Below are 23,696 nucleotides of genomic sequence, written 5' to 3'. Positions count from 1 at the left end.
ATGATAGTTCGTTCATATCGCTTAAAAACCTTGTTACGCTCCCTAATCGAGCATCACCACCATTGGGTGTTGGTGCTCTTCGGGATCGGGCTGACCGTCATTTTGACCGTGATTTTTACGTGGCGCTCAGCGGTTAACCAAGATATTATGGTTGGGCGGCCAAGCCCACGCACCATCAATGCCGATCGCGATTTGACCTTTGAAAGCCAATTGCTGACCGAGGCCAAACGCCGCGAAGCCGCCAATGATCCGCGTAACTTGGTTTATAACGAAGATACTCAAATTCATGGCCAGCAGCGTGAGCAACTGCAAGCTACCTTCAGCGTAATCAATTCGATTCGCGATAATCCCAGCCTCAATCTTGATCAGCAGCGTGGCCAACTAACCGAATTGCCGTCGCTACCGCTCTCCGATACGCTGGCAATTACAATTCTTGATGCTGACGACGATACATGGCAACGGATTAAAGATCAAACCAATGCCTTGTATGATCGCACGCTGCGCGAAAATAATTATTCGCTGGATGAAACAACCCTCGCCGATATTAAAATTCGCTATTTGCCCTATAACTTGCCGAGTAGCTTGGAGCAAGATCAGCGGGCCGTTGTGCTCTATTTGGTCGAGCAAACCCTGCATGTTAATCGCACCCTCAACCAAGAAGAAACTGAGCGCCGCCAACAAACCGCCCGCAACGCCGTCCAATCGGTCTCGAAGGATGTCGTAAATGGCGAAAATATTGTGCGCCAAGGCGATACGGTTTCAGCAGAACAATACGAAACTCTGGTCAAAATGGGCCTGATCACGCCAGAACTGGGGATTGACGGCTTTATGGGGCGCTTACTTCTGGCGCTCTTGGTCGCCTTGGGGCTTGGCATGGCGCTGTATATCGATCAGCATAATCTGCTGACGTGGCCGCGCGCCTTGCTGGTCATTCTGATTTTAACTGTGATTCCGATTCTGTTTGGACGATTATTTATTGGCACCTGGTTGAACTTCCCCGAAACCTTCGCCTTGGCAATTATTGCGATTCCGCTGGCGGCGCTGTTTAACAATAATTTGGCCTTGATCGTCTCGGCTTTGGTGTCGATTGTCATTATGTTTTTGGGCGAGGGCGCACTGCAAGTTGGCATGATTAGCTTTGCAGGAGCGTTGTGCGGTATCTACGCCATTCGCCGCGCCGACCGCGCCATGGCCTTTATGATGGCTGGCGTTTGGATTGCGCTGGGCGTATTTGCCACGGCCATGGTTTGGCGCTTGATTCAGCCGCAGGGTGTGACATGGCAGCAAACCATGTTTACCGTGATTTTTAGCGTGCTCAACGGCGGCATTACCGCCATGATGTCGCTGACCTTGCACAACGTACTTGGGCGGGTCGCTGGCATCGTCACACCAATGCAATTGCTGGAGTTGGCCCACCCCAACCAGCCATTGTTGCGGCGCTTGATGCAAGAAGCCCCAGGCACCTATCATCACTCGGTGGTGGTCAGCAATTTGGCCGAACAAGCAGCAGAGCGCATTGGCGCAGATACCTTGTTGACTCGGGTCGGAGCCTATTATCACGATATTGGCAAAATGTTGCGGCCCTTCTTCTTCACCGATAATCAATATGATCGCTCGAATGTGCACGATAATCTCGATCCGCAAACCAGTGCCAAATTAATCGCCGACCACGTGATCGAAGGCGCGAAGATCGCGCGCCAGCATAAAATTCCTGAGCAAATTGTCAATTTTATCGTTGAACATCATGGCACCGACGTAATTCGCTATTTTTATCAGCAAGCCTTGCAAGCAGAAGATAGTGTTGATATTAATAACTATCGCTACCCCGGCCCCAAGCCTCAATCCAAAGAAACCGCAATTTTGATGCTGGCTGATGGCGTGGAAGCCACCGTGCGATCCAAAGAGCAATCGGGCATGCTGGTTGCCGAGCGCCACGACGATGATGATCATCAAGCGCCCAAGGGCTGTCAGAGCATCGCCCAAGTGGTCAACCAAAGCATTGATATGCGGATTGCCAGCGGCCAACTTGATCAATCGCCGCTGACCCAACACGATCTGAATACGATTCGCCAATCGTTTGTCAAAACCCTGCAAGGGATCTATCATCCACGGGTTGAGTATCCCAAGTTGATTCGGGAAGCCCAGCCAAAATAACACCAACCTACCAATAAGGAAATGACGCGGTATGTTAGAACTAACAGCCCATATTGAAGTTGTGCCTGCCGATTTGGTGCTTGATACCAGTTTGCTGGAGCAGGTCGTAGCCCAAGTGTTACGTGATGAAGGCCAAACTGGCACATGGGAAATTGGCATTCGGATCACTAACGATCAAGAATTACAGGAACTCAATCGCCAATATCGTGGCATTGATCGTCCAACCGATGTGCTCTCGTTTGGCGAGTACGAAGACGATGATGCTGATTTTATCGTGCCCGATGGCGTGTACGACGATGATGAATTTGACGATCCTGAGGCTGATGAAGCTGCCTATCTTGGCGATTTGGCAATTTCGTATGAGCGAGTGCTGGCCCAAGCCCAAGAGTATGCCCATTCGAGCCGCCGCGAATTATGCTATTTGGTAGCCCATGGCAGCTTGCATCTTCTCGGTTACGACCACGAAACCGACGAGGAGCGCGAAGATATGCGCCAACGCGAGGAAAAAGCCCTGCAAGCGCTTGGCATTACCCGCGAAGCAGAGCCGTATGTTTAGGGGCTAGGGATCAGGGGTCAGGGACTAGCAACCATGTTCCCTCACCCCAGCCCCCTCTCCCACTAGACGCGGGCGAGGGGGAGCCGCCATTGTTCACCGACAAATGGCGTAAAAACCGCAGCTTAAAGCCCCTCGCCCGCTCCGTGGGAGAGGGGTTGGGGTGAGGGGATCAGGCGGTGGTTAATCTGATGTATCAGTACATCTATGCTCTATGTTCTATGCTCTTGATGAGAATTTGTGGATGTTTCAGGCGATTTGGAAATTTATCTGCGGCTTTGGCTATGCCTTTTGTGGCATTTGGATCTTAATTCGCAGCCAGCGCAACGCTCAAGTTCATTGTTTGGCGGTGGGCGTTGTGGCAATCACAGGCTGGCTGCTAGAGATCAGTGCCAATGAATGGCTGGCAGTGATATTAATTAGCGTGGTTGTTTTAGCGCTTGAAGCAGTAAACACAGCGATTGAGAGTGTGGTCGATTTGGTTTCGCCAAGCTATCATCCGCTCGCAGGCCGCGCCAAGGATGTAGCGGCTGGCGCGGTATTAATTGCGGCAATCGGAGCCTTGCTGATTGCCGCAATCATCGTTTGGCCGCGCCTAGCGCACTTGATAGCTAGTTGAACGTTGATCAAGCAGATACTCTTGCCAGAGCGTTTGGCCAGCCTCGCCCCGCGCCACCGGCTGCATGCGATCAGCACCATCGGGCACAAGGCTCAAGTGTTGCTCAGCAAAAAAGACCGTTGGCCGACCCTCGTAGTCAACCACTGGCGAAATTGGCAGGCCAAAAACATCAGGGCCGCCATGAGCACGCCAGTAGCGCCACAAGAGCGTTGGCATCGTGATTCCCGTGGTTGCCTCAACCGTCGTCGTCACCAAGGGCAATAATTCTTCGGAGCGAGCCATCACTGCTTGCACAGCCCGCAAGTTTTGCTCAAAATCGGGCAATTCGCCAGTTGATAATTCTGGCGTGATCGAGGCAATGCCCAGCGCCCCCGCCCAATCGTGCATCCCGCCAGTAATCATATAATTGCCCCAATAGCGGTCGTAGCGATAGCCGCTGGCTTCAGCATAGACTTGGGCCAAAGCAATCGACGGCGCGTGTTCGCAAAAAGCTGGAAACACATCGCCGCCATCACTATGAATCCAAACCACTGCCGAAGCATCAAGCACCAAATCGCGCACCAACTGGCTCTCTAACTCCGATTCGACAAAGGCTCCGCCAGTATCCGAAACGATGCCATACGCGCCCTCGACCGTTTGATTCCAGTCGTTTTCAGGGCAGGCATCGAAGTTAGTATCCATGTTGCGGTTGAGATCAACGCTGCGGCTATTGAAGCGCGTGCCAATTGCCAAGCCATCGGGATTGACCGTAGGAATGATATACAAGCTCACATCGGCTGGCACTTCGTTGGGGCGTTGGCGAAAATGCTCAAGCAACGCCATTGCCAATTGATAGGTGTTGGCTTCGGGGCCGCCGTGGGTATTCGACACCAGAAACAGCTTGCGCGGGCCATTGCCAAAGCGCGTGCCAGTAATTGCCCGACCTTGCAGCGATGTGCCAAAGGTCAAATCGACAATTGGCACAGTGCTAGGGCTTGGCGTTGCTTGGTTGGTTGGAGTTTGGGCGACAAGCGTGGTCGCCGGAATGCAGAGCAATCCAGCGACCATACTTAACATCAGCAGATATTTTTTCATTAGGGATTTGGCGTTGGGACCACAAGTTCAGGTGTTGGCTCTGGTTGTGGCTCAGGCGTTGGCTCCGGCTGTTGCGGCGGTGCTGGCTCTGGCGTTGGTGTGGCCGGCTTCGCACACGGGTCGGTTGGACGACAACCTTTTGGTGGCAATGGCGTTGCCGGATTGTGCACAAAGATGTCGGGCCATGGCTTGAAGTGGGTGTAGAATGGCTCGCGCAAAACCACTTGGCCATTTTGGCGGATAATGCGATAAACCGTAATATCCATGCCATCGCGAGCGGTATCGGTCTGATTGAAGACACCGACTGGCTCTTTGGCATCAGCGATAAAGGTTGGCTCAGTTGGCTTAGGATATTCTTTGGTCACATAGGGGCCATCAAGCACAACTTCGCGATCAGGAGCCGTGCCATACAAGGCGTAGGTAACGGTAGCAGTTGAATCGTTGACATAGGTGTTGAGCAACAACCAATTGCCAGTATCATTGACAAAGCGGAAGTCCAATGCCCCAGTGAAGATTGCCGCATCCATGCCAAACGATTCGTACACTTCATACCACGAAATGCGGAAGGAGTGAGTATGGCGCTCGGTAATGGGCAAACCAGCGTGGAACGCAGCGCGGAACAAGGTCGTTGAATCTTGGCAAATCCCACCGCCCCATTCTTCTTGGGTGCGATTGCCAACAATTGCATAGCCCTTGACGAAGCCATTTGATTCGTCGATTGAGCCAACCGCATTGTTGAACGAGAATTCCTCGCCAGGCTTGATCAAGATACCATCAAGCAAGTACGAGCCAGCTTTGATATTGGTAACCCGATATGAAGCCGAGCCTTTGTAGGAGCTTTGGCCAACCCCAACCGTTTCGACAATCCCCAAGCTATGCAGGTTTTCGGCGGTTACATCGGGCTGCACTTCTTTAATCACCAATTCGATGGTTCGGGTTTCGCCAATCGTAGCTTGCTCGATAATCCGCAGCGCTGAGGCTTCTTCATCGAGGCGCAAGCCAGTGCGGCCTTCGCGAGTAATTGTTAGGGCACCGCCATCCCACGCCACGCGCGGATTGACTGAGCCACGGCCAATTTCGTCGGCGAAGCTTGCGACCCGTTGGCGAATCATTTGCTCGTTCAACGAGGCCACCATTTTGGTTTTGCCATTCGCGTCGGTGTGGGTGTCGAGCCGAATCAAAGCCCGCAAATCATCAACGCTCAATTCCCATTGCAACTCGCCTGCAACCAACGTCAACGGTGATTGCAAGACAGCATCAATCGTTTGTTTGGCTTCAGCAACTCCATCATCAAGCACGGTTGGCACAACCATTTCGGTGCGCAACACCACTTCAGCTGGCGAGAGCGTTTGCAACTGAGTCAAAATATCCTGTGCAGTTTCATCAATCAAGATCAAACGTCCTTCGCGGGCAGGAGTCATGGTGGCGTTATTACCAGCCACAATCAAGTTAGCATTGACTGGCGCAGCAATCAAATCGTTGGTTGCAGTGCTCAGATAATCGCCCAATTGGCCTTGATCGATCGTCACTTGCAACGGAATATCATAGCCATTTTGCCAAATACCTGAAACTGCTTGCAAGGTATTGATGATATTACCACCACGCCCAAGCTTATAGGCCTCATCGACCGATTGCTCAACCGAGAGGCTGATGCCTGCAGCTTGCGCTGAAGGCTCCCAGGTTTGACCATTGAAACTGAGTGCTAAAGGCCGCTTGAGCAAATCGGCGTAGCGCTCGTTGAGCAAGGCTTTGGCTTCATCAGGCGTTTTTTGGCTCATATCGATACCTTGAATTGCCACATTTGGATAAATGCGGCCTTCAAAGGTGCGGTTGAGATACCACAGCCCTACGCCAAATAGCAAGCCAAACAAGCCCAACGTAATGCCAGCGCCCCAGATAAATGTTCGCAGACGGCTGCGTTTACGTTGTGGTGGCGCAGCCGATCGAACGGGGAGATCGTCGGCCAATGGGGCAGTTGCTTCGTACTGCTCGACATCGCCATTTTGACGGCGACGCTCCATGGGGCCATATTTTTGATAAAATTCATCTGCCATGCCAAACACTCCTAGCGACCAAACAGCACAATAGTTTTATAAATTAACAAACCAAGCCTAATGTGCTTAGATGTTGATGAAAATACTGGCAATTAACGAAAATACCAAAACCACCACCAGAATGATGGACACAATTCGGTAAATTTGTTTAAGCTGCTGATTATTCACCGAGGACTCTCCTAGTTAAACATTGTGGCTATTATACCATTGCTCAGGTATTATGTCGTTCCGTTTAAAGCTGATGTTTCGCTGAAAAATCGGCAAATAAACGCTTTGCAACCATGCGAGCAAGCAGCATACCAGCAAGTACATCCCAGAGCCGATGTTGTTTGGTAGTGAGGGTGCTGATGATAATTGCCAAGGCCCAAGCCGCTACGAGCCAACGCCAGCGCGAACGCAAACGCCAATGGGCCTCCGCCAACACCACCGCATATGCCGTGTGCAAACTTGGCAAGGCATTGTACGGTGGATCAACGCGCCAAAGCCAAGCAAGCAGGCGGTTGGTTGCTGGTTCTGGGCGGGGCACGCTGGTGCGCACACTGCAAAACAGCATTGAGCCAAGACCATTGAGCAGGCTAATTGCCCAAAAAACTCGGCGGGCTTGGACGGGCTGAGGCCAAAAATAAGCAGCATTCAAGCCTAAAAAGGGGTAGAGCGAAAGATAGGGGAAGACACTGGCGGGGATAAGTGGAATCAGCCGATCAAGCGCGGTTTCGGGCACAATATAGGCTGGCTGATCGGGAACGTGGCTTGCAGCAAAGTAACCGCCAAACGAGATCAAGGCAAGCGCCAGATCGGGGCTTGGCGAGGCCATCGGCGATTGTTGCTGCAAGCCTAGCATATTTAGCTATTCACAGCCGATTCGCTGTAGTGATTGCCGTTGCGGATGGTGCGTGGCACTTCATGGCAACGGCGACAGCGTGCTTCATAGGCTTCTTGCGCCCCAACCAAAATAATTGGGTCATCATACGAGGCAGGCATGCCGTTGATCAAGCGTTGCGTGCGCGAAGCAGCCTGACCACAAATCACACAAATTGCTTGCAGCTTGGTCACTTCTTCGGCTTTGGCGAGCAAGGTTGGCAATGGGCCAAATGGCTCACCGCGAAAATCTTGATCTAAGCCAGCGACAATGACCCGAATGCCGCGTTGGGCTAAAATATCGCATAAATCGATCACCGCAGGATCAAAAAACTGAACCTCATCGATCGCCACGACAGTTGTTTCAAGCACAATCGCCGCCGCAATATCGGCAGCAGTTTGCACGGGAGTTGCCAGCACGCGTACTCCATTATGTGAAGCAACTTCTTCATCGGAATAGCGAGTATCGATGGCTGGCTTAAACACTTGGATTTTTTGCCGGGCGATTTGCGCGCGCTTGACGCGGCGAATCAGTTCCTCGGTTTTGCCGCTAAACATACTGCCGCAGACAACTTCAATCCCACCACGTTGCATGAGAACTCCTTATCGCATCAAGAGGAAGTGTAGGCCGCAAGGCAACAAAAGAGCCACGCGAAGCCTAGTGGTATCGCGTGGCTGTTTGTAGTTCAGAACAACGATCAAACCTTATTCTTCGGTTGAAGTTGGTTCTTCGCCGTAGACTTCATCGTAGAGGCTGCGCTTCTTGGGGGCTTGTTGAGCGCGAGCTTCGCGGCGGCGTTGGGCATCTGATTGCTTTTCTTGGCTTGATTGCAAGCGCTTCATAAAGCGATCAACTTGACCAGCGGTATCCAAGATGCGTTGTTCGCCGGTGTAGAACGGGTGGTTGCCTGACCAAACGTCCAAGCGCAATTCAGGCTTGGTTGAGCCAGTGATCAAGACTTCTTCGCCGTTCACCACAATTTTGGCATTTGGATAATATTTTGGGTGAATGTTCTTCTTCATGATAACTCCTCGATGGTGATGCTTTAGGCTTCAGCTTCAGCAGGTACAACGCTCACCATTTTTTGGGTGCGGCTGTAATCTTCGAATTTGACATGACCATCAATCATCGAGTAGATGGTGTAATCGCGGCCAAGGCCAACATTTGCGCCAGGGCGCACTTTGGTGCCACATTGGCGAACGATGATTGAACCAGGCTGAACCAACTCACCACCGAAGCGCTTGATACCACGCATTTGCGGCTTGCTGTCGCGCCCGTTTCGCGAGCTACCTACACCTTTTTTATGTGCCATTTGCAGGCTCCTTTCAGACGCGGGCCAACCGCGCGGTCAGATTACTTGTTGGGAACTACAATATCGTTGATGGTGATTTCAGTGTATTTTTGGCGATGGCCGGTACGGCGGCGATAGCGTGCTTTTGCTTTGTAGCGGAACACGACGATCTTTTCGCCCTTCACAACTTCGCCAACGGTTGCTTTCACAACTGCGCCACTGATCAAGGGTGCGCCAACAAAGGTGTCAGCTCCACCAACCATCAAGACTTCATTAAATTCGATAGTGCTTCCATCTTCAGCGTCGGTCAAGGCAATTTGTAATGTTTGGCCTGGCTCAACGCGATACTGTTGGCCACGGTCTCGAATAATGGCGTACACGATGCCGCTCCTTCTGGCGGTTTGGTCCGCCGCCGATAAAAAAGAGAGGGGCATCTGCCCGCCCTCTTTTAATGATATTTTTTCTTTACAATACGGCGACGAATTATAACAGAGAGCTTTGATGCTGTCAACCACAGCGATTTGAATTTTTAGGCCGCTTGGCTAGCGCAAATCACGCTCGATTTGAGCATTCCCTCACCCCCCAAACCCCCTCGCCCACGAAAACGCGGGCGAGGGGGAGCACGCCTACTCACCTCTGCGAGCTAGCCCAATAGTCGTTGTCGGCTTTGCCAAATATAACTAGCTTTTGACCATGCTTTAATAAATTATTAAGTATGGTATTCTATAGTACCTACGCTCAGAGCAAAGCATAACAACCCTCCAGATCAGCAATTCCATTCTGAAAGGAACTTAAATGAAGGATCATCGGCTGATTACCCTGCTCGCGTTGTTCGTCATTATTTTTGCTGGGGCCAGCATGGTTCACCCATTGGAAGCCAAAACCGTCAGTAGCGATAACTTGGTTTTGGGCAATCCTAGCGGGGCGGTCGCCAGCAGCAGCTATCCTACCAATTATTTGATTCAACGTAACCAATACGCACTTTCGTATCATCGTGATAATGGGATCGCCAATTGGGTCAGTTGGCACCTCGATAGCAGCGATATTGGCAGCGCCTCACGCAGCGATTTCCAACCAGACAGCAGTTTACCCAGCGGTTGGTATCGGGTGGCAACCGGAGACTATAGCGGCAGCGGCTACGATCGCGGCCACATGACTCCCTCTGGCGACCGCACCTCAAGCTCCAGCGACAACCAACCAACATTCTTTATGACCAACATCATTCCCCAAGCTCCCGACAACAACCAAGGCCCATGGGTCGACCTCGAAACCTATGCCCGCGAGTTGGTTAGCGCAGGCAACGAGTTGTACATGATCACTGGCGGTGCTGGCTCACGCGGCACAATCGCCAATGGCAAAGTGCGCATCCCCAACTCAACCTGGAAAATCATTGTGGTGCTGAGTCAAGGCAGCAATGATCTGAGCCGCATCAGCAATAATACGCGGGTTATTGCAATCAACATGCCAAATGTGCAAGGCATTCGCAATAACGATTGGCGCGATTATCTGACCACGGTCGATGCGCTCGAAAGCTTGACTGGCTATAACTTTCTCTCGAATGTTTCAACTAGCATCCAAAGTATAATCGAAGCGCGGATTGATGGCTCGACCACCCCAGTGCCAACCTCAGTGCCAAACCCAACCTCGGCTCCCAACCCAACCGCGACTCCAGTACGCACCGCAACGCCGCCACCAAGCACTGGCTGTAGCTCAACGCGCTTGTTCTTCTCGGAATATGTCGAGGGTAGCGGCAGCAACAAAGCCTTAGAACTTTACAACAACACTGGAGCCAGCGTCAGCTTGAGCGGCTATAGCATCCAGCTGTATGCGAATGGCGCAACCAACGCCACCAGCAGCGTTAATTTAAGTGGCTCGCTGGCCAATGGCGCAACCTATGTGATTGCCAATGCCTCTGCTTCGAGCAGCCTCTTGAATCTGGCCAACATTACTAATGGCGTGGCCAACTTCAATGGCAACGATGCCTTGGTATTAACCTACAACGGCACAGTTGTTGATAGCTTCGGCCAAGTTGGCAACGACCCGGGCAGCAGTGGTTGGGGTGGGTTGACCAGCGACCGCAGCTTGCGCCGCAAAGCCAACATCGCCTCAGGCGACACCAATCGCATCGATAGCTTTAGCCCAAGCAGCGCGTGGGATGCCTACAGCAGCGATACATTCAGCGGATTGGGCAGCCACAGCGTGAGCTGTCAATAACGCTTTAGACAATTTTTCTGAAACCAATAACATGCCACTGGAGTACTATCCAGTGGCATGTTCGTCCTTAAGGACGAGAACGATTCGCCCTCGAATACCTGTTTAATAATTAATGAGCCATGGTATTCTTAGGCGGTGGGTAGGCTCCTAGCCTACAGGAGGAAACGATTGAATGGCAATGTTAAATGTTGTTGATGTTAAAAAGTCTTTTGCGGGAACGCAGGCAGTTCGCGGAGTCAGCTTTAATGTTGAACCTGGCGAATTGTTTGGTGTACTTGGCCCCAATGGGGCCGGTAAAACCACCACGATCCGCATGATTCTCGATATTTTGCGCCCCGATAGTGGCTCGATTGAAGTCCTCGGCGGCCCAATGGATGAATCCAAGAAAAATCGCATTGGCTATTTGCCCGAGGAACGCGGCCTCTATCGCAACCTCAAAGTTATCGATTGTATGGTCTATTTGGCAACTCTCAAGGGTATCGAGCGCAACGAGGCTCGCAAACGAGCCAGTGCCTATCTCGAACGGGTCGAACTCGGCCATGTTGCCCAGAAAAAAGTCAGCGAATTGAGCAAAGGGATGCAGCAAAAAGTGCAATTTGGCACGACGATTTTGCACGAGCCAGACATCGTAATTATCGACGAACCCTTTGAAGCACTCGATCCGGTCAACACGCGTATGGTCAAAGATCTCTTGTTTGATATTCGCCGTGAAGGTCGCGCGGTGCTGATGTGTACCCACCAAATGCACCTGATCGAAGAAATGTGCGACCGGATCGTGATGTTCAATCGCGGCGAAATTGTCTTGAACGGAACCTTGCGCGATGTACGCCGCCGCTTCGCTCCTAACGCAGTTTGGGTTGAAGGCAATGGCTCGTTCGATAATTTGCCTGGCATCGAGAGCGTCCAAACCGAAAATGGCCAAGTGCAGCTCAACCTGCAAGCTGGCACCAGCCCCCAAAGCGTTTTCCAAGCCTTGGCAAGCCGTGGCGACACCACGATCGATCGTTTTGAAGTGGCAATTCCGTCGCTTGACGATATTTTCGTGCGCGTCGTCAATGGGGAGCGTGGCCAATGAGCAAGGCAAAATGGTGGACAATCGCCGCTCATGAATATGCAGTTCATGCCAAACGCAAAGGTTTTTTGATTGCAACCTTTGGCACGCCGCTCTTGCTTGTGGCAATCTTCGCGGCAATCTTTGCCTTTATTGCCTTCGGCGATCAGAGCAATAGCCTTGGCGTGGTTGACCAAGCAGGCATCACCCAAAAACTACCTGCTACAGTCACGATCACCGATACCTTGCGCAAAGATGTGGCGGTTATTCGCTTTGATAGCGAAGATTTAGCCAAAACGGCGCTTAGCAAGCAAGAAATTGATGGCTATGTGGTTATTCCAAGCGATTATCTGCAAACTGGAGCCTTGCGTGGCGTTGCCAACGAAGGCAATTTGAGCAGCGATGCCCGTGGCCGCTTCACCGATTACATGCAAAAAGCCTTGATTGCCAATCAACCATCGTTGAATGATCAACGAGCGCTTGAGCCAATTGATCAGGTCTACAATCGCAAGCCAAATAGCGATGTTGAAACCAGCGAAGGCCAAGGGGTTTTGCTCTTTTTCGCGCCCTATATGTTTGGCATTTTCTTCTTTATCGCTGTGTTTAGCTCAAGTGCCTACTTGATGACCGCCTTGGTTGAAGAAAAAGAATCCCGGGTAATGGAAATTTTGGCGACCTCGTTGCGGCCATTTGAGCTAATGGTTGGCAAAATTGTCGGCCTTGGCTTAGTTGGCTTAACCCAAATTAGCATCTGGGTGGGCACAGCGCTGCTTGCCTTTACGATTGCCCGCGCCAACATCGAAGGTATGGCCAATTTGACCTTGCCAACCAACGTCTTGTTGATTGGCGTAGTGATGTTTGTGCCAGCCTATCTGATGGTTGCGGGAGCACTCGGCGCAATTGGCGCAAGCGTTTCAGCAGTCCAAGAAGGACAGCAATTCTCGGGCATTATCTCGATCTTGATGATTTCGCCAGTCTGGTTTATCAACATGATTATTGAAAACCCGAATGGCCCATTAGCCCTGTTCCTGAGCCTGTTCCCCTTCACAGCGCCCATTGTTATGATGCAGCGGGTTGCGTTGGTGAGCGTGCCAGCATGGCAAATTGGGCTATCGGTGCTGTTATTGATTGGCATGGCTTTATTAATGATTTGGCTTGCAGCCCGAATTGTGCGGGTTGGGATGTTGCGCTATGGCAAACGGCTTACATGGACCGAAATTCGCCGCGCATTGAGCCTTGGAGGTCAACATGGCGAATAAAATGCTCAGTGTCGCCCAAAATGAATTTATTAAACACATTCGTAAACCAACCTTTTGGCTCGCTGTTTTCGGCATGCCGCTGCTAATTGCGGTGGTTGGCTTTTTTAGCCAATCCAACAACAATAATCGTAGTGGTTTTGCGGTGCCAGGCTTGGGCGACCCAGCCAAAATCAACGAAGATATTCTTTCGGGCGAGCTTAAAATTGGCTTTGTTGACGAAAGTGGCGTAGTTAAAGGCATTCCAAGCAGCTTCGATCCCCAAACTGCTTCGCTGTATATCCAATACCCCGATGTGGCGCAAGGCTTGGCAGCGATGGAAAAAAGCGACATTCCCGCCTTGTATGTGATTCCAAGCGATTATTTGGCCACTGGCAAGGTGCAACGCTATAGCAACCAAGTTAATCCTTTTGGCGATTCGCTCCAATCATCGTTGGTCGAATTATTGCTAAGCACCAGTTTGTATCCCGATAACGGTAGCAGTTATGCCTTTTTGCTCCAGCAGCCAACCACCCAGCTCAAAGTTGAGGGGCCTGATGGGCCAATCAACAAGGCGACGAACGAAGGCGAACGCATGCAATCGGCCTTTCTCTTAGGTATGGGCCTGGCCTTATTGCTCTATATTTCGATCTTCTCATCGGCCAACTTGCTGTTGCAATCGCTGATTGAAGAAAAAGAAAATCGGGTCATCGAGGTTATGCTTTCGTCGTTGCGTCCTCGCAGTTTGTTGCAAGGCAAAATTCTTGGCCTCGGCCTCTTGGGCTTGGTTCAAGTTGCAATCTGGATTGCAATGGGTGCGTTGATTACGGGTCAAGGTGCAGCCTTGGGCAGTATGATGGCCAATGTCGAAATTTCGCTGGGCGCATGGTTGCTGGCGTTGATAAGTTTTGTGCTTGGCTATGCCATGTATGCGTCGCTGATGGCGGGCATTGGGGCAGTGGCCAACACGATGCGCGAAAGCTCGCAACTGACGGTCATTGTTGGCTTGCCAATTATTATCCCGTTGATGTTCATCAGCGTGATTATCGAGCAACCAAATGGTGGCTTGACCACAGGTCTGAGTCTGTTCCCATTGACCGCACCGGTCGTCTTGACGATTCGCAGCGTGTTGACCAGCGTGCCACTCTGGCAAGTTGGGCTGTCGGTTGGATTAATGATCGTGACCGTGATTGGCTTGCAATTTGTCACAGCGCGTATGTTCCGCGCCAGCACCTTGCTGCGTGGTAGCAAAGCCTCATTTGGCGCAATGTGGCAAGCCTTACGTCAACCAGAATAGGCTGCAACATTCAAAATGCTGGCGGCGTTAAATAATCCGCCAGCATTTTGGCAAAATTGCTCTCGTTTTTTAGCAGCAAATCTGCTACAGTAGACTCCTGAGTTGGAACTTGTTCGGTTGTTGGGTTTTGTGTGGAAGAGCTTTGCTCTAGGAGGAACCTAGCGTTATGCGAAAACGCATCGGCTTAATACTGGCTTTGCTGGCAGTTTTGTTCACAACAATGCCTGCAGCAGCAGAAATTGTCAATGTCCCCTACGCCGAAGAACCAGAATTTTTGCTTGACGACGAGGAGTTGTTGAAAGTTGCGCAACTGCAAGACAACACCTACCCCGGCGTTAGCAGCACGATCAGTCCTGATGACACCACCGTATTGATTGGCAACTATCGCTACAGCGATACTGGCTCAGCGTTGTTGAATGTTGTTGATGGCTCAATCGTGCCAGTTCAACCATTGCAACTGCCAGAAGATAGCGATTTCTTTCCATTTTCTGCAACTGAAATGGTTTGGCTCGACAACGACCATATTGGTCAAGTCTTGTTTGACCCATTCACGGGCAGCATGATGCTGTCAATCGACCGCAACACTGGTGCAATTAGCCTGTATCCCGTTAATTTGCCTTACATTCCATTGTCAATTGCGCCAAACGGCTCAAGCTTGTTGGTTGTGACCTTCGATCAAAGTGAACTCGAAGCCATGCGCCAAGCACCTGATTCGGTCAAATTACCGTTCAGCGTCGAAGCGCCAAAAACAACCATGGAACGGGTCAAGCCAAAAGATCGGGTTGCCTACTACGCCCACACCGACTCCCGTGGCCGGATGAGCGAAGAAACCATTGATTTGGCAATCTACGACCTGAACACTGGCGCATTGACCCCATTGTACAGTGTGCCCGACCACACCTTGCTCTACGATTATGCTTGGGCAAAAGATGGTAGCAAGCTGGCCTTGATTCGCGATAGCGTGATCTTGGGCGAAGGCTTTGGCGAAAAACGCTTGGTTGATATTATGACCCAAGATGCACTTGGCGGTCTGTCACCCAAGGATAACCCACTCTTCACCCAAAATGTGCTCGACACCTTCGATCTGACGACTGGCAACTTCAAGCCTGAAGCTTGGCGGGCAGTCGATGGCGATGGTCGGGTTGTACGCGACATTGAATGGAGCACCGACGGCCAACGCTACATCGTGCGCTTGGAACGCCCAGCTCAAATCGCTGGTCGCCCAAACCCAACCTATATCTTCCCAGATATGGCAAGCTATGAATTCCGCAGCGTTGATGGTAGCTTACTGCGTGAATTGTACACGCCAGAATTGCAAACGCCTGACGCTTCAGCAATCAAGTTCCTGTCACCAGATGAAGTCTTGTTCAACACCGTCACTGGCACCAACCAAGCCTTGTACTACTTCAACCAAGGTTCAGGTGAGTTCCGCAAGATCTCAACCATGGATGGCACCTACTTCGGCGCGATCAGCACTAACCTGACCCAACAATTGATCTTCAGCTATATGTCGTTCAGCCAGCCAGCCGATATTTATCGTATGAACTGGAACGGCCAAGCCTTGAGCCGCTTGACCTGGGGCAACGGCGAGCTGGAAAAGATCAGCAATGTACGGGTTGATAGCGTTTCGTTTACCGTCAGCAGTGGCGCACAACGCAACGGCTTCTTGATCCAACCAGGTGGCGCTGAGTTCCCACCAAAAAATGTGCCAATTGTGTTCTGGCAAGAAGGTGGCCCACGCGCTACCATGACCCAATTCTTTGCAGCCAACACGGAAAACCCTTACAACTTGTTGCCAAACTTTGGCATCGCTGTGTTGTATGTGCCACTTCCAGGCCGCTTGGGCTTTGGGCCAGAATTCTTGAACGCCTTGGCTGATAACGACAACTTTGGCAAAATCGACATCGACGAAGGTGCCGAAATTGTTGGCCAAGCAATCGCACGTGGTTGGACTTCACAAAGCAAAATTGGGGTTACCGGTTGTTCATACGGCGGCTATTTCAGCGCCCAAAGTATCACCCGCCACCCAACTCGCTACGCTGCTGCCAACCCACAATGTACCTTGTTGAACACTGCCAATGAATTCCACTTTGGCTTGGGGCCATTAATTGCCTACCTCGAAGGTGGCACGCCAATGGATAAGCCCGCAGAATACAACGCAGACTCGCCATTGAGTCGCGCTGATCGCGTGCGCACCCCAACCATGTTGTTCCATGGCGAATACGACTTCTTGCCAGTCAAGTATGCAGTCGATTTCCATGATCAAATCGAAATTCAAAAGCATCGCGTCAAGTTGGTAACCTATGAACTCGAAGGCCACGGCCTGAGCGACCCAGCCAATCAATTCCGTGCTGCTCAAGAGCAAATCTTGTGGTTCCGCCAATATTTGAGCGGCGACCCAAGCGTTGCTGGCGAGCCAGTCGTTGCCGATGCAGCAACCATGACGGTACCTGAAACCACGAATGTGATCGTGTTTGAAGAAACCACCACGGTTGCCCCAAGCTTCCAACTCAGCAAAAACTGGATTGCTGCTCAGTAATTTGGTTGAATGCAACAAGCGGAGCCATAACGGCTCTGCTTGTTTTTTGTTTAAGCCTAAGCGGTATCCTTGCTTGCTTGCAGCAATTGGTCAAGGCGTTGAGCAGCCAACTCAGCACCATTCAAGGTAAGTGTTGGCGCTAAGGCAGCAGCACGCGAGACAACATCAGGCGCAAGCGCCGCTTCTAAGGAGTCAATAACTCGATCAAGTGTCAGCTCTGCCACACTAGGAATCTCTACCCCCACACCTAACGTTTGCATACGATGCGACCAATAGAATTGATCATAGACATGCGGTACAAGCACTTGGGGTTTGCCTGCTAAAGCTGCGGCCATGGTTGTTCCTGCTCCGCCATGATGGCCAATCAGAGCTACTCGTGGAAACAATTGGCTGTGATTAACTTCGCCCACACTCAGCACATCTGCTTCATCAATTGGCGCAAAATTCCCCCAACCACGCAGCAAAATAATCCTTCGCCCAACCATGCGTGCTGCTTGAATTAGGCTGTGGCCAGTTGCTGAATCAGTGCGCATACTGCCAAAACCAAAGCACAGCGGTGGCTCACCAGTAGCCAGAAAACGCTCAAGCTCAACTGGCAATTGATTCGAATCTTGCACCAGCCACCCTCCGGTTTGCCACACGCTCAGATCATTCGTCTTGCCCGCTGGACCTAAAACCTTGTCAGCGGCAAGCCACGGATGGTCGGTGGTAATGTAACGGGCAACATTTGTGATTGCAGGTAGCCCAAGCAAAGCACGTTGTTGGTTGATCGCCGACCTAAACATCTGATCAAACATGTGGGCATCAGCCAGCCAAAGTTGCAGATTTGCTTCCGCTGAGGCAACTTGTTGATGACGCATGCCCATTGTTGCCGGAGGATAATCCGACGATGGTAGGCTCGCTGGGCAATAGGCCGTATACACATAGGGAATGCGCAACAGCTCAGCAATTGAGCGTCCAGCGGTTTGGAGCATGCCACCAACTAGCATCAGATCACAGCCATGAGCGGCCTCGGACATAACCCGAAATTGCTCAGCTACGGTGTGGCTGGCCAGTTGCTGCAATTGCTCAGGCGTTGGCTTCGCTGCGCTTGATTGAGCAGGAGCCATCCGCGTCCAGGCTTCTAAATCAGGTCCAATTGGCACAAATTCAAGGCCGAATGAATCAACAAATGGTTGAAAATTGGGTGCAACACAGATCACGGGCGTATGTCCAAGGCTGCGTAATTCGAGTGCCAGCGCTAGCAGTGGCTGAACATCGCCGCGTGATCCAATTGAGGAAAGTAATAGCCGCATATCCGCTCCTTATCAAGGTTCAAATATGGGCCAAGTTTAGGCTAGCGCCACCCCAAATACATCTTGCCCGCGCCCGATCCGCAGGGCTTGCATGGCGTGCTATACTCCTAGTGCCAAACAAGGACGAGCAATCTGACTATGCCAAATAGCCCGCTTGCAATTCGCGCTCGATCATCGCCAACAACAGCCCCGAGCGAATGCTCACCTGCGCGTTCGGCGCGGCAAATTCGTTGCTTACGCCACGCGCAGGGCCAATTGGCAGGTCTTCATCGCGCAAGGGATAGCGCAAGCCCTCAGTGCGCACGCCCCCAACATCGCCCAACGGCAATAATGAAACCCGCAAGCCAGCTTTGCCTTGAAATTCCAAGTGCTGGCGAATCAAACGCACTTCCCAAGCGCCATCAAGCAACGCCACATCACGCCCAATCAAGGATGGATGGGTCAGCAACAATTGATTGGCCATGTGCATATCAGGGCGGCCACCAAGCGCCGCCAAAATGCGAATTTGATCTGCGCCCCGTTCTACTGCCAACAACAAGGCCAATTCGAGATCGGTCTCGTTTTTGGCGGCAGGAAAGCGCAAAATTTCGACCTTGCGGGCTTGCATAATCTCCAACATGGCAGGCTGAATCGAATCCAAATCGCCAATAATCACATGTGGCGTAACCCCGTGATTAAGCGCATGACGCGCCCCGCCATCAGCAGCAATCAACAAATCGGTGCTGCTCAACAAGGGCAATGCTGAACGAATATCTGCTTGCGGCGCATCGGCCAGAATAACGGCTAGCATTAGGCTCCTTGGCTCAGTGGCGCTAAATCCAATAATTCAGTCAGCGAGCTAATCACATAATCGGTTTGCACCGCCCGCACTTTGGCCCCAGGCCGCTGCAACAGCACCGTGGTCATGCCAAATTTTGCTGCGCCAGCATGTTCTTGGGTATCGCCATCGCCAACATACACCACCTCGCGCGGATCAACCCCAAGCGCATCGATCGCGTGTTGGTAAATGCCAGGCTCAGGTTTGGCCGAACGCACATCGCACGAGTAGGCAATTGCATCAAATAAATTGAGCAAGCCCAGCGGCTCCATCATCGGAATCGTTTCAGCCGAACAATTGGTGACCAAGGCAATTTGGTGGCCGCGATCGCGCAAGGCTTGCAGGGTCGGAATGGTGTCGGGATAGACCCGCAACGTGCTGAAAAACTCCAAGCGCTGTTTGGTGAGGGTCGCATGCACCTCAGGCGTAACCGTAATGCCCAAATAGCTCAGAGTTTGGTCTACAATCTCCTCGGCCTGGCGATAGGTGCCGACCATGCGCGCTTGATACGAGCGGCCAGCGGCAGTATGAAAAGCGTGATCTTCGATACCCAAGATTGGAGCCGCCAAGGTTGCCCAGTTGTAGGCAGGGTCTGGCTCGATCAAGGTAAAGTAGAGGTCGATAAAAACAGGTCGTGGCATAAACGCTCCGTCGCATAAAATAATCTTGCAGCTATTGTATGCAGATTGGCGTTTTGTGGTACGATGCTGGCTGATTGTGGCCTTTAATTCCGAAGGGTTGTGCATGGATCGGCCAAGCGTTTCAATTATCGTGATCAATTTTAATGGTAAAAAACACCTCGTTGCTTGTTTAAACTCCTTGCTTGCCCAACGCTACCCAAGCAATGCACTCGAGATTATTGTGGTCGATAATGCCTCGCACGATGGCTCTTGCGACTTAATTCGCCAACAATTCCCCAGCGTCCAGCTCATCGAAAATCGTGAGAATTTGGGTTTTGCGCCAGCAGTTAATCAAGCGGTGCGTTTAAGCCAAGCCCAATATGTGGCTTTGATCAACAACGATGCCAAAGCTGATCCCACTTGGATCGAATGCTTAGTTGCTGAAATCGAAGCCCATCGCGCTGAAAAAGTGATTGCGATTGGCGCAAAAATGCTCGATTGGGAAGGCCAGCAGATTGATTTTATCCAAGCAGCATTAAATATTTTTGGCCATGGCAACCAACCCTTTACCCGCATGCCAGCCGCGAGCGTTTTGGGCCACGCTGGCCCGCAACTTTTTGCCTGTGGCGGGGCGATGCTGGCTGATCGGGCAACATTTTTGGCAATTGGCGGCTTCGATGAAAGCTATTTTGCCTATTTCGAAGATGTCGATTTTGGCTGGCGGGCTTGGTTGCTCGGCTATCAAGTACGTTTTACGCCAGCAGCAGTGGTTTATCATCGCCAACATGCCACCGCCAACACCATGGGCGGGCATCAAATTCGCAGCTTGCTTGAACGCAATGCACTGCGCACAATCATCAAACATTATGCAGACGAGCAATTGTGGCGCATTTTGCCAGCAGCACTGTTGCTAATTATTCAGCGTAGTTTGCTTGATGGCGCTGGCGGTTTTGATCGCAAAGAATTTGATTTGCGCCTGCGCAACCAAGGCGATCAAACGAGCACCATGCACGTTCCCAAGATTATGTTGAGTTATATCGCAGCTTTGGGCGATGTGCTCGATGGCTGGGATGGGCTATGGGCTGAACGCCAACGCATTCAGCAATTGCGCCAACGCAGCGATGCTGAACTTTTTAAATTATTTGAACAACCATTTGGCTTGATCGATATTGATATTCAATTGCATATGCAACAACAAACCATGGTCGAAAGTTTTAAATTGCGAGAACTTATGCCTCACCCAACCACCAATGTGCTGATCGTCAGCATCGATCCATTACAAGCAGCCTTGGCCGGGCCAGCAATTCGCAGCGTCCAAATTGCCAAACAACTGAGCCAGCATTGCAAAGTTGTGCTCGCCGCGCCCGATCGGGCTGATGTGACGATTCCCAATGTGCAAACCATCGCCTTCCCCAGCAACGATGGCGCAAGTTTGGGCGAGTTGGCGCTGAATGCAGAAGTAATTATCGTACAAGGCTATAGTTTGCAAAAATATCCCCAATTGCTGAATGCAGAACGTATTTTGGTGGTTGATCTCTATGATCCCTTCCATTTCGAGGCGCTTGAGTTGGCCGAACGCCGTGGCATGAGCCTTGAGCGGGCAATTGCGGTCAATGATGCCAGCGTTGAAGCCATCAGCGAGCAATTAGCGCTAGGCGATTTCTTTATCTGTGCCAGCGAGCGCCAGCGCGATTTGTGGCTGGGTGCGTTGACCGTGAGCAAACGCCTAACTCCCGAACATTATCGCAATGACCCAACCTTGCGCAAATTGATCGATCTGGTGCCGTTTGGCTTGCCAAGCGAGCCACCGCAAGCAACCCAGCCGGTGATGCGCGGCGTGATTGAGGGCATTCATCACGACGATGTGATTGCCTTGTGGGGTGGCGGCATCTGGGAATGGCTTGATCCCTTGACAATTATTCGGGCCATGGCCGAATTGCAGCACAGCCACCCGCAGTTGAAATTGGTCTTTATGGGCGGCCAGCACCCAAATAGCCAAGACGTTGGCGTGATGCAGCGCTATACTGAGGCCGTTGATCTCGCCAAAGCGCTTGGTTTATACGCCAAAACCGTTTTTTTCAACCAAACTTGGGTTGAATACGAGCAACGGGTCAACTATTTGCTCGAAGCTGATCTGGGGGTCAGCGCTCATCATAACCATACAGAAACCCGCTTTGCCTTTCGCACGCGCTTGCTCGATTATCTCTGGGCCAGTTTGCCGATGATTGTCTCTGCAGGCGATAGCTTGGCCGACGTGGTGCAGCACGAGCAACTTGGCCAAGTCGTGGCAATTGAGGATGTGCAAGGCTGGGTTGCGGCTTTGGCCCACGCGGCGGATACCCGTTCGAATCGGGAGCAACGCCAAGCGCAATTTGCCCATGTGCAACAAGCCTATACTTGGGAGCAAGCCTGTGCGCCGTTGGTTGCGTTTTGCCGCCAGCCGCAGTATGCCGCCGACAAACGGCGCAATGTCAAGGCTCAAAGCAAACAAGCGGGCCATACTAGCATGCGCTATCGCATGGATGAGCTTGATCGGGTGGTGGCTGAGAAAAACGAGCACATCGTCCACCTCGAACAGCATATCAAAGGCATGGAAAATGGTAAAGTGATGCGCCTCTTGCGTTGGCTCAATCGTTTGCGTAAGGGTTAGGAGAACCTTTAACCACGAAGGACACGAAGAGCACGAAGATGAGGCTATGGGCTTTGGGCTATGTGTCTAAGCCGAGCACCCGATCCCCAGCCCCCGACCCCTGATCCCCATTTTGATTTTTGCCTTTTGACTTCTGACTTTCATATGTTCTTTGTTCTAAATGGATAGGGTATAATAACCACGTTTAACTAGTATGGCTGGAATTTTCCCATGAAAATATTATCTGCCTTGACCTACTACGCGCCACACTGGACGGGCTTGACCATGCATGCCCAACGGGTGGCTGAAGGACTCGCAGCTCGTGGACATCACGTCACTGTCTTAACAATCCAGCATGAGCCAACGCTGCCAACCGAAGAAATCTTGAATGGCGTGCATGTGTTGCGGCTCAAGCCAGCAGCCCAAATTAGCCGAGGCATGCTCGCCCTCAACTTTCCCTTTGTGGCTGCCAAATTGATTCGCAGCCACGATGTGGTGCACGTGCACACGCCACAGCTTGAGGCCTTGTTGCTTTCGGGCTTATGCCGCGTGCTGAATAAGCCACTGCTGATGAGCCATCACGGCGATTTGGTCATGCCAACTGGCCTCGTCAATCGTGCAATCGAAAAAGTGATGATTGGCCAAATGGTGATGGCAGGCAAATTAGCCCGCCGCGTCAGCGCCTATAGCCGCGATTACGCCGCACATTCCAGCTTTTTACAAAAATTCAGCAAAAAATTGACCTATATTTACCCACCAGTCGAGTTGCCAACGCCGATTCCTAGCCAAGTTGCGGCTTGGAAAGCAGAACTCGGCATTAGCGATAAGCCAATTGTTGGCTTTGCTGGGCGCTTCGTTGAAGAAAAAGGTTTTGATTTCTTACTCAAAGCCATGCCGATGATCGCCGAGGTCTTTCCCGATGTGCGTTTTGTGTTTGCTGGCGAGCACAAAATGGTCTATGAAGATTTCTACTCGACCTGCTTGCCGATGATCGAGCAAAACCGCGAGCGAATCGTGTTTCTTGGTTTGTTGCGCGATGCCCAAAAACTGGCTAATTTTTATGCAATGTGCGACCTGTTTACCTTGCCAAGCCGCACCGATTGCTTGGCGATGGTGCAGATTGAAGCCTTATTGGCGGGCACACCGCTGGTGACCAGCGATATTCCAGGCGCACGGGTTGTGGTTCAAGAGACTAGGTTTGGGCGCTTGGTAGAAACTCAAAATCCGCGCGCTTTGGCTGATGGCATCATTGAAGTGCTGAAAAATCCCCAAGCCTATAAAGTTCAGCCCGCCAAAGTTGAGCAAGTTTTCTCAGTAAAAGGCATCCTCGATAGCTACGAACGGACGATGGCCGAGATGTGTGGCCAGCCCGTTTCAGCATCGGTTGTATAAGAA

20 protein-coding genes are annotated in these 23,696 nt (G+C 51.6%); 10 read left to right on the top strand and 10 right to left on the bottom strand.

Going from position 1 to position 23,696, the window contains the following annotated elements; all coding sequences use genetic code 11:
- The 3 genes from ACFMKP_RS06615 to ACFMKP_RS06605 all read left to right on the top strand — a co-directional run bounded on the left by ACFMKP_RS06615 (nt 1) and on the right by ACFMKP_RS06605 (nt 3,326).
- Nucleotides 1-2,154 (top strand): HD family phosphohydrolase, encoded by a 2,154-nt coding sequence (locus ACFMKP_RS06615; RefSeq protein ID WP_382290191.1) that lies wholly within the window; start codon nt 1-3, stop codon nt 2,152-2,154.
- Nucleotides 2,155-2,185: 31 nt separating this feature from the next.
- Nucleotides 2,186-2,710 (top strand): rRNA maturation RNase YbeY, encoded by a 525-nt coding sequence (gene ybeY / locus ACFMKP_RS06610; RefSeq protein ID WP_382290189.1) that lies wholly within the window; start codon nt 2,186-2,188, stop codon nt 2,708-2,710.
- 241 nt (nt 2,711-2,951) lie between these two features.
- The gene (locus tag ACFMKP_RS06605) at nt 2,952-3,326 is read left to right on the top strand and encodes a diacylglycerol kinase family protein (protein WP_382290187.1); all 375 of its coding nucleotides are present in this window, start codon (nt 2,952-2,954) and stop codon (nt 3,324-3,326) included.
- Here ACFMKP_RS06605 and ACFMKP_RS06600 read toward each other — a convergent pair.
- From ACFMKP_RS06600 to rplU, 7 genes are all read right to left on the bottom strand, one after another.
- Nucleotides 3,303-4,400, bottom strand: a complete 1,098-nt coding sequence (locus ACFMKP_RS06600; RefSeq protein ID WP_382290185.1) for a M14 family metallopeptidase — start codon at nt 4,398-4,400, stop codon at nt 3,303-3,305. The two genes, ACFMKP_RS06605 and ACFMKP_RS06600, sit on opposite strands and share 24 nt — an antisense overlap.
- Nucleotides 4,400-6,454 (bottom strand): VanW family protein, encoded by a 2,055-nt coding sequence (locus ACFMKP_RS06595; RefSeq protein ID WP_382290183.1) that lies wholly within the window; start codon nt 6,452-6,454, stop codon nt 4,400-4,402. The genes ACFMKP_RS06600 and ACFMKP_RS06595 overlap by 1 nt, the downstream gene beginning before the upstream one ends.
- Before the next feature lie 232 nt (nt 6,455-6,686).
- Nucleotides 6,687-7,295 (bottom strand): phosphatase PAP2 family protein, encoded by a 609-nt coding sequence (locus tag ACFMKP_RS06590; protein WP_382290179.1) that lies wholly within the window; start codon nt 7,293-7,295, stop codon nt 6,687-6,689.
- A gap of 2 nt (nt 7,296-7,297) precedes the next feature.
- Nucleotides 7,298-7,906 (bottom strand): thymidine kinase, encoded by a 609-nt coding sequence (locus ACFMKP_RS06585; protein WP_204754447.1) that lies wholly within the window; start codon nt 7,904-7,906, stop codon nt 7,298-7,300.
- 111 nt (nt 7,907-8,017) lie between these two features.
- Nucleotides 8,018-8,335 (bottom strand): 50S ribosomal protein L31, encoded by a 318-nt coding sequence (rpmE, locus tag ACFMKP_RS06580; protein WP_054535363.1) that lies wholly within the window; start codon nt 8,333-8,335, stop codon nt 8,018-8,020.
- A gap of 23 nt (nt 8,336-8,358) precedes the next feature.
- Nucleotides 8,359-8,625 carry a 50S ribosomal protein L27 gene (rpmA, locus tag ACFMKP_RS06575; protein WP_012190209.1) on the bottom strand — a complete coding sequence of 89 codons (267 nt, stop codon included), beginning with the start codon at nt 8,623-8,625 and terminating at the stop codon, nt 8,359-8,361.
- Between the two features lie 41 nt (nt 8,626-8,666).
- Nucleotides 8,667-8,984: a 50S ribosomal protein L21 gene (gene rplU, locus ACFMKP_RS06570; protein WP_054535362.1), complete on the bottom strand. Its 318-nt coding sequence runs from the start codon at nt 8,982-8,984 to the stop codon at nt 8,667-8,669.
- Nucleotides 8,985-9,399: 415 nt separating this feature from the next.
- On the opposite strand from rplU, the gene ACFMKP_RS06565 reads away from it, so the two are divergent.
- The 5 genes from ACFMKP_RS06565 to ACFMKP_RS06545 all read left to right on the top strand — a co-directional run bounded on the left by ACFMKP_RS06565 (nt 9,400) and on the right by ACFMKP_RS06545 (nt 16,940).
- Entirely contained in the window at nt 9,400-10,818 is a 1,419-nt protein-coding gene (locus ACFMKP_RS06565; RefSeq protein ID WP_382290175.1) for a DNA/RNA non-specific endonuclease, read from the top strand.
- A 172-nt stretch (nt 10,819-10,990) separates the two neighbouring features.
- On the top strand, nt 10,991-11,893 hold the full coding sequence (locus ACFMKP_RS06560; protein ID WP_204754445.1) for an ABC transporter ATP-binding protein: 903 nt from the start codon (nt 10,991-10,993) through the stop codon (nt 11,891-11,893).
- On the top strand, nt 11,890-13,128 hold the full coding sequence (locus ACFMKP_RS06555) for an ABC transporter permease (RefSeq protein ID WP_382290173.1): 1,239 nt from the start codon (nt 11,890-11,892) through the stop codon (nt 13,126-13,128). Before ACFMKP_RS06560 ends, ACFMKP_RS06555 begins: the two co-directional genes overlap by 4 nt.
- Entirely contained in the window at nt 13,118-14,401 is a 1,284-nt protein-coding gene (locus tag ACFMKP_RS06550) for an ABC transporter permease (protein ID WP_382290171.1), read from the top strand. The genes ACFMKP_RS06555 and ACFMKP_RS06550 overlap by 11 nt, the downstream gene beginning before the upstream one ends.
- Before the next feature lie 166 nt (nt 14,402-14,567).
- Nucleotides 14,568-16,940, top strand: coding sequence for an alpha/beta hydrolase family protein (locus ACFMKP_RS06545; protein ID WP_382290169.1), 2,373 nt, complete (start codon nt 14,568-14,570; stop codon nt 16,938-16,940).
- Nucleotides 16,941-16,996: 56 nt separating this feature from the next.
- On the opposite strand, the gene ACFMKP_RS06540 is transcribed toward ACFMKP_RS06545, so the two are convergent.
- The 3 genes from ACFMKP_RS06540 to ACFMKP_RS06530 all read right to left on the bottom strand — a co-directional run bounded on the left by ACFMKP_RS06540 (nt 16,997) and on the right by ACFMKP_RS06530 (nt 19,693).
- Nucleotides 16,997-18,235: a glycosyltransferase gene (locus ACFMKP_RS06540; protein ID WP_382290167.1), complete on the bottom strand. Its 1,239-nt coding sequence runs from the start codon at nt 18,233-18,235 to the stop codon at nt 16,997-16,999.
- Between the two features lie 136 nt (nt 18,236-18,371).
- On the bottom strand, nt 18,372-19,025 hold the full coding sequence (locus tag ACFMKP_RS06535; protein WP_382290165.1) for a thiamine diphosphokinase: 654 nt from the start codon (nt 19,023-19,025) through the stop codon (nt 18,372-18,374).
- Nucleotides 19,025-19,693 (bottom strand): HAD family hydrolase, encoded by a 669-nt coding sequence (locus ACFMKP_RS06530; RefSeq protein WP_382290163.1) that lies wholly within the window; start codon nt 19,691-19,693, stop codon nt 19,025-19,027. Before ACFMKP_RS06530 ends, ACFMKP_RS06535 begins: the two co-directional genes overlap by 1 nt.
- Nucleotides 19,694-19,796: 103 nt before the next feature.
- On the opposite strand from ACFMKP_RS06530, the gene ACFMKP_RS06525 reads away from it, so the two are divergent.
- Nucleotides 19,797-22,322: a glycosyltransferase gene (locus tag ACFMKP_RS06525; RefSeq protein WP_382290161.1), complete on the top strand. Its 2,526-nt coding sequence runs from the start codon at nt 19,797-19,799 to the stop codon at nt 22,320-22,322.
- Between the two features lie 210 nt (nt 22,323-22,532).
- On the top strand, nt 22,533-23,693 hold the full coding sequence (locus tag ACFMKP_RS06520) for a glycosyltransferase family 4 protein (protein WP_382290159.1): 1,161 nt from the start codon (nt 22,533-22,535) through the stop codon (nt 23,691-23,693).
- The last annotated feature ends 3 nt before the right edge of the window (nt 23,694-23,696 follow it).

This window comes from Herpetosiphon sp. NSE202 (assembly GCF_042688385.1).
Lineage (GTDB): Bacteria > Chloroflexota > Chloroflexia > Chloroflexales > Herpetosiphonaceae > Herpetosiphon.
Note: the sequence above shows the minus strand (reverse complement) of the source record. Positions and strands in the feature narration are given on the sequence as shown.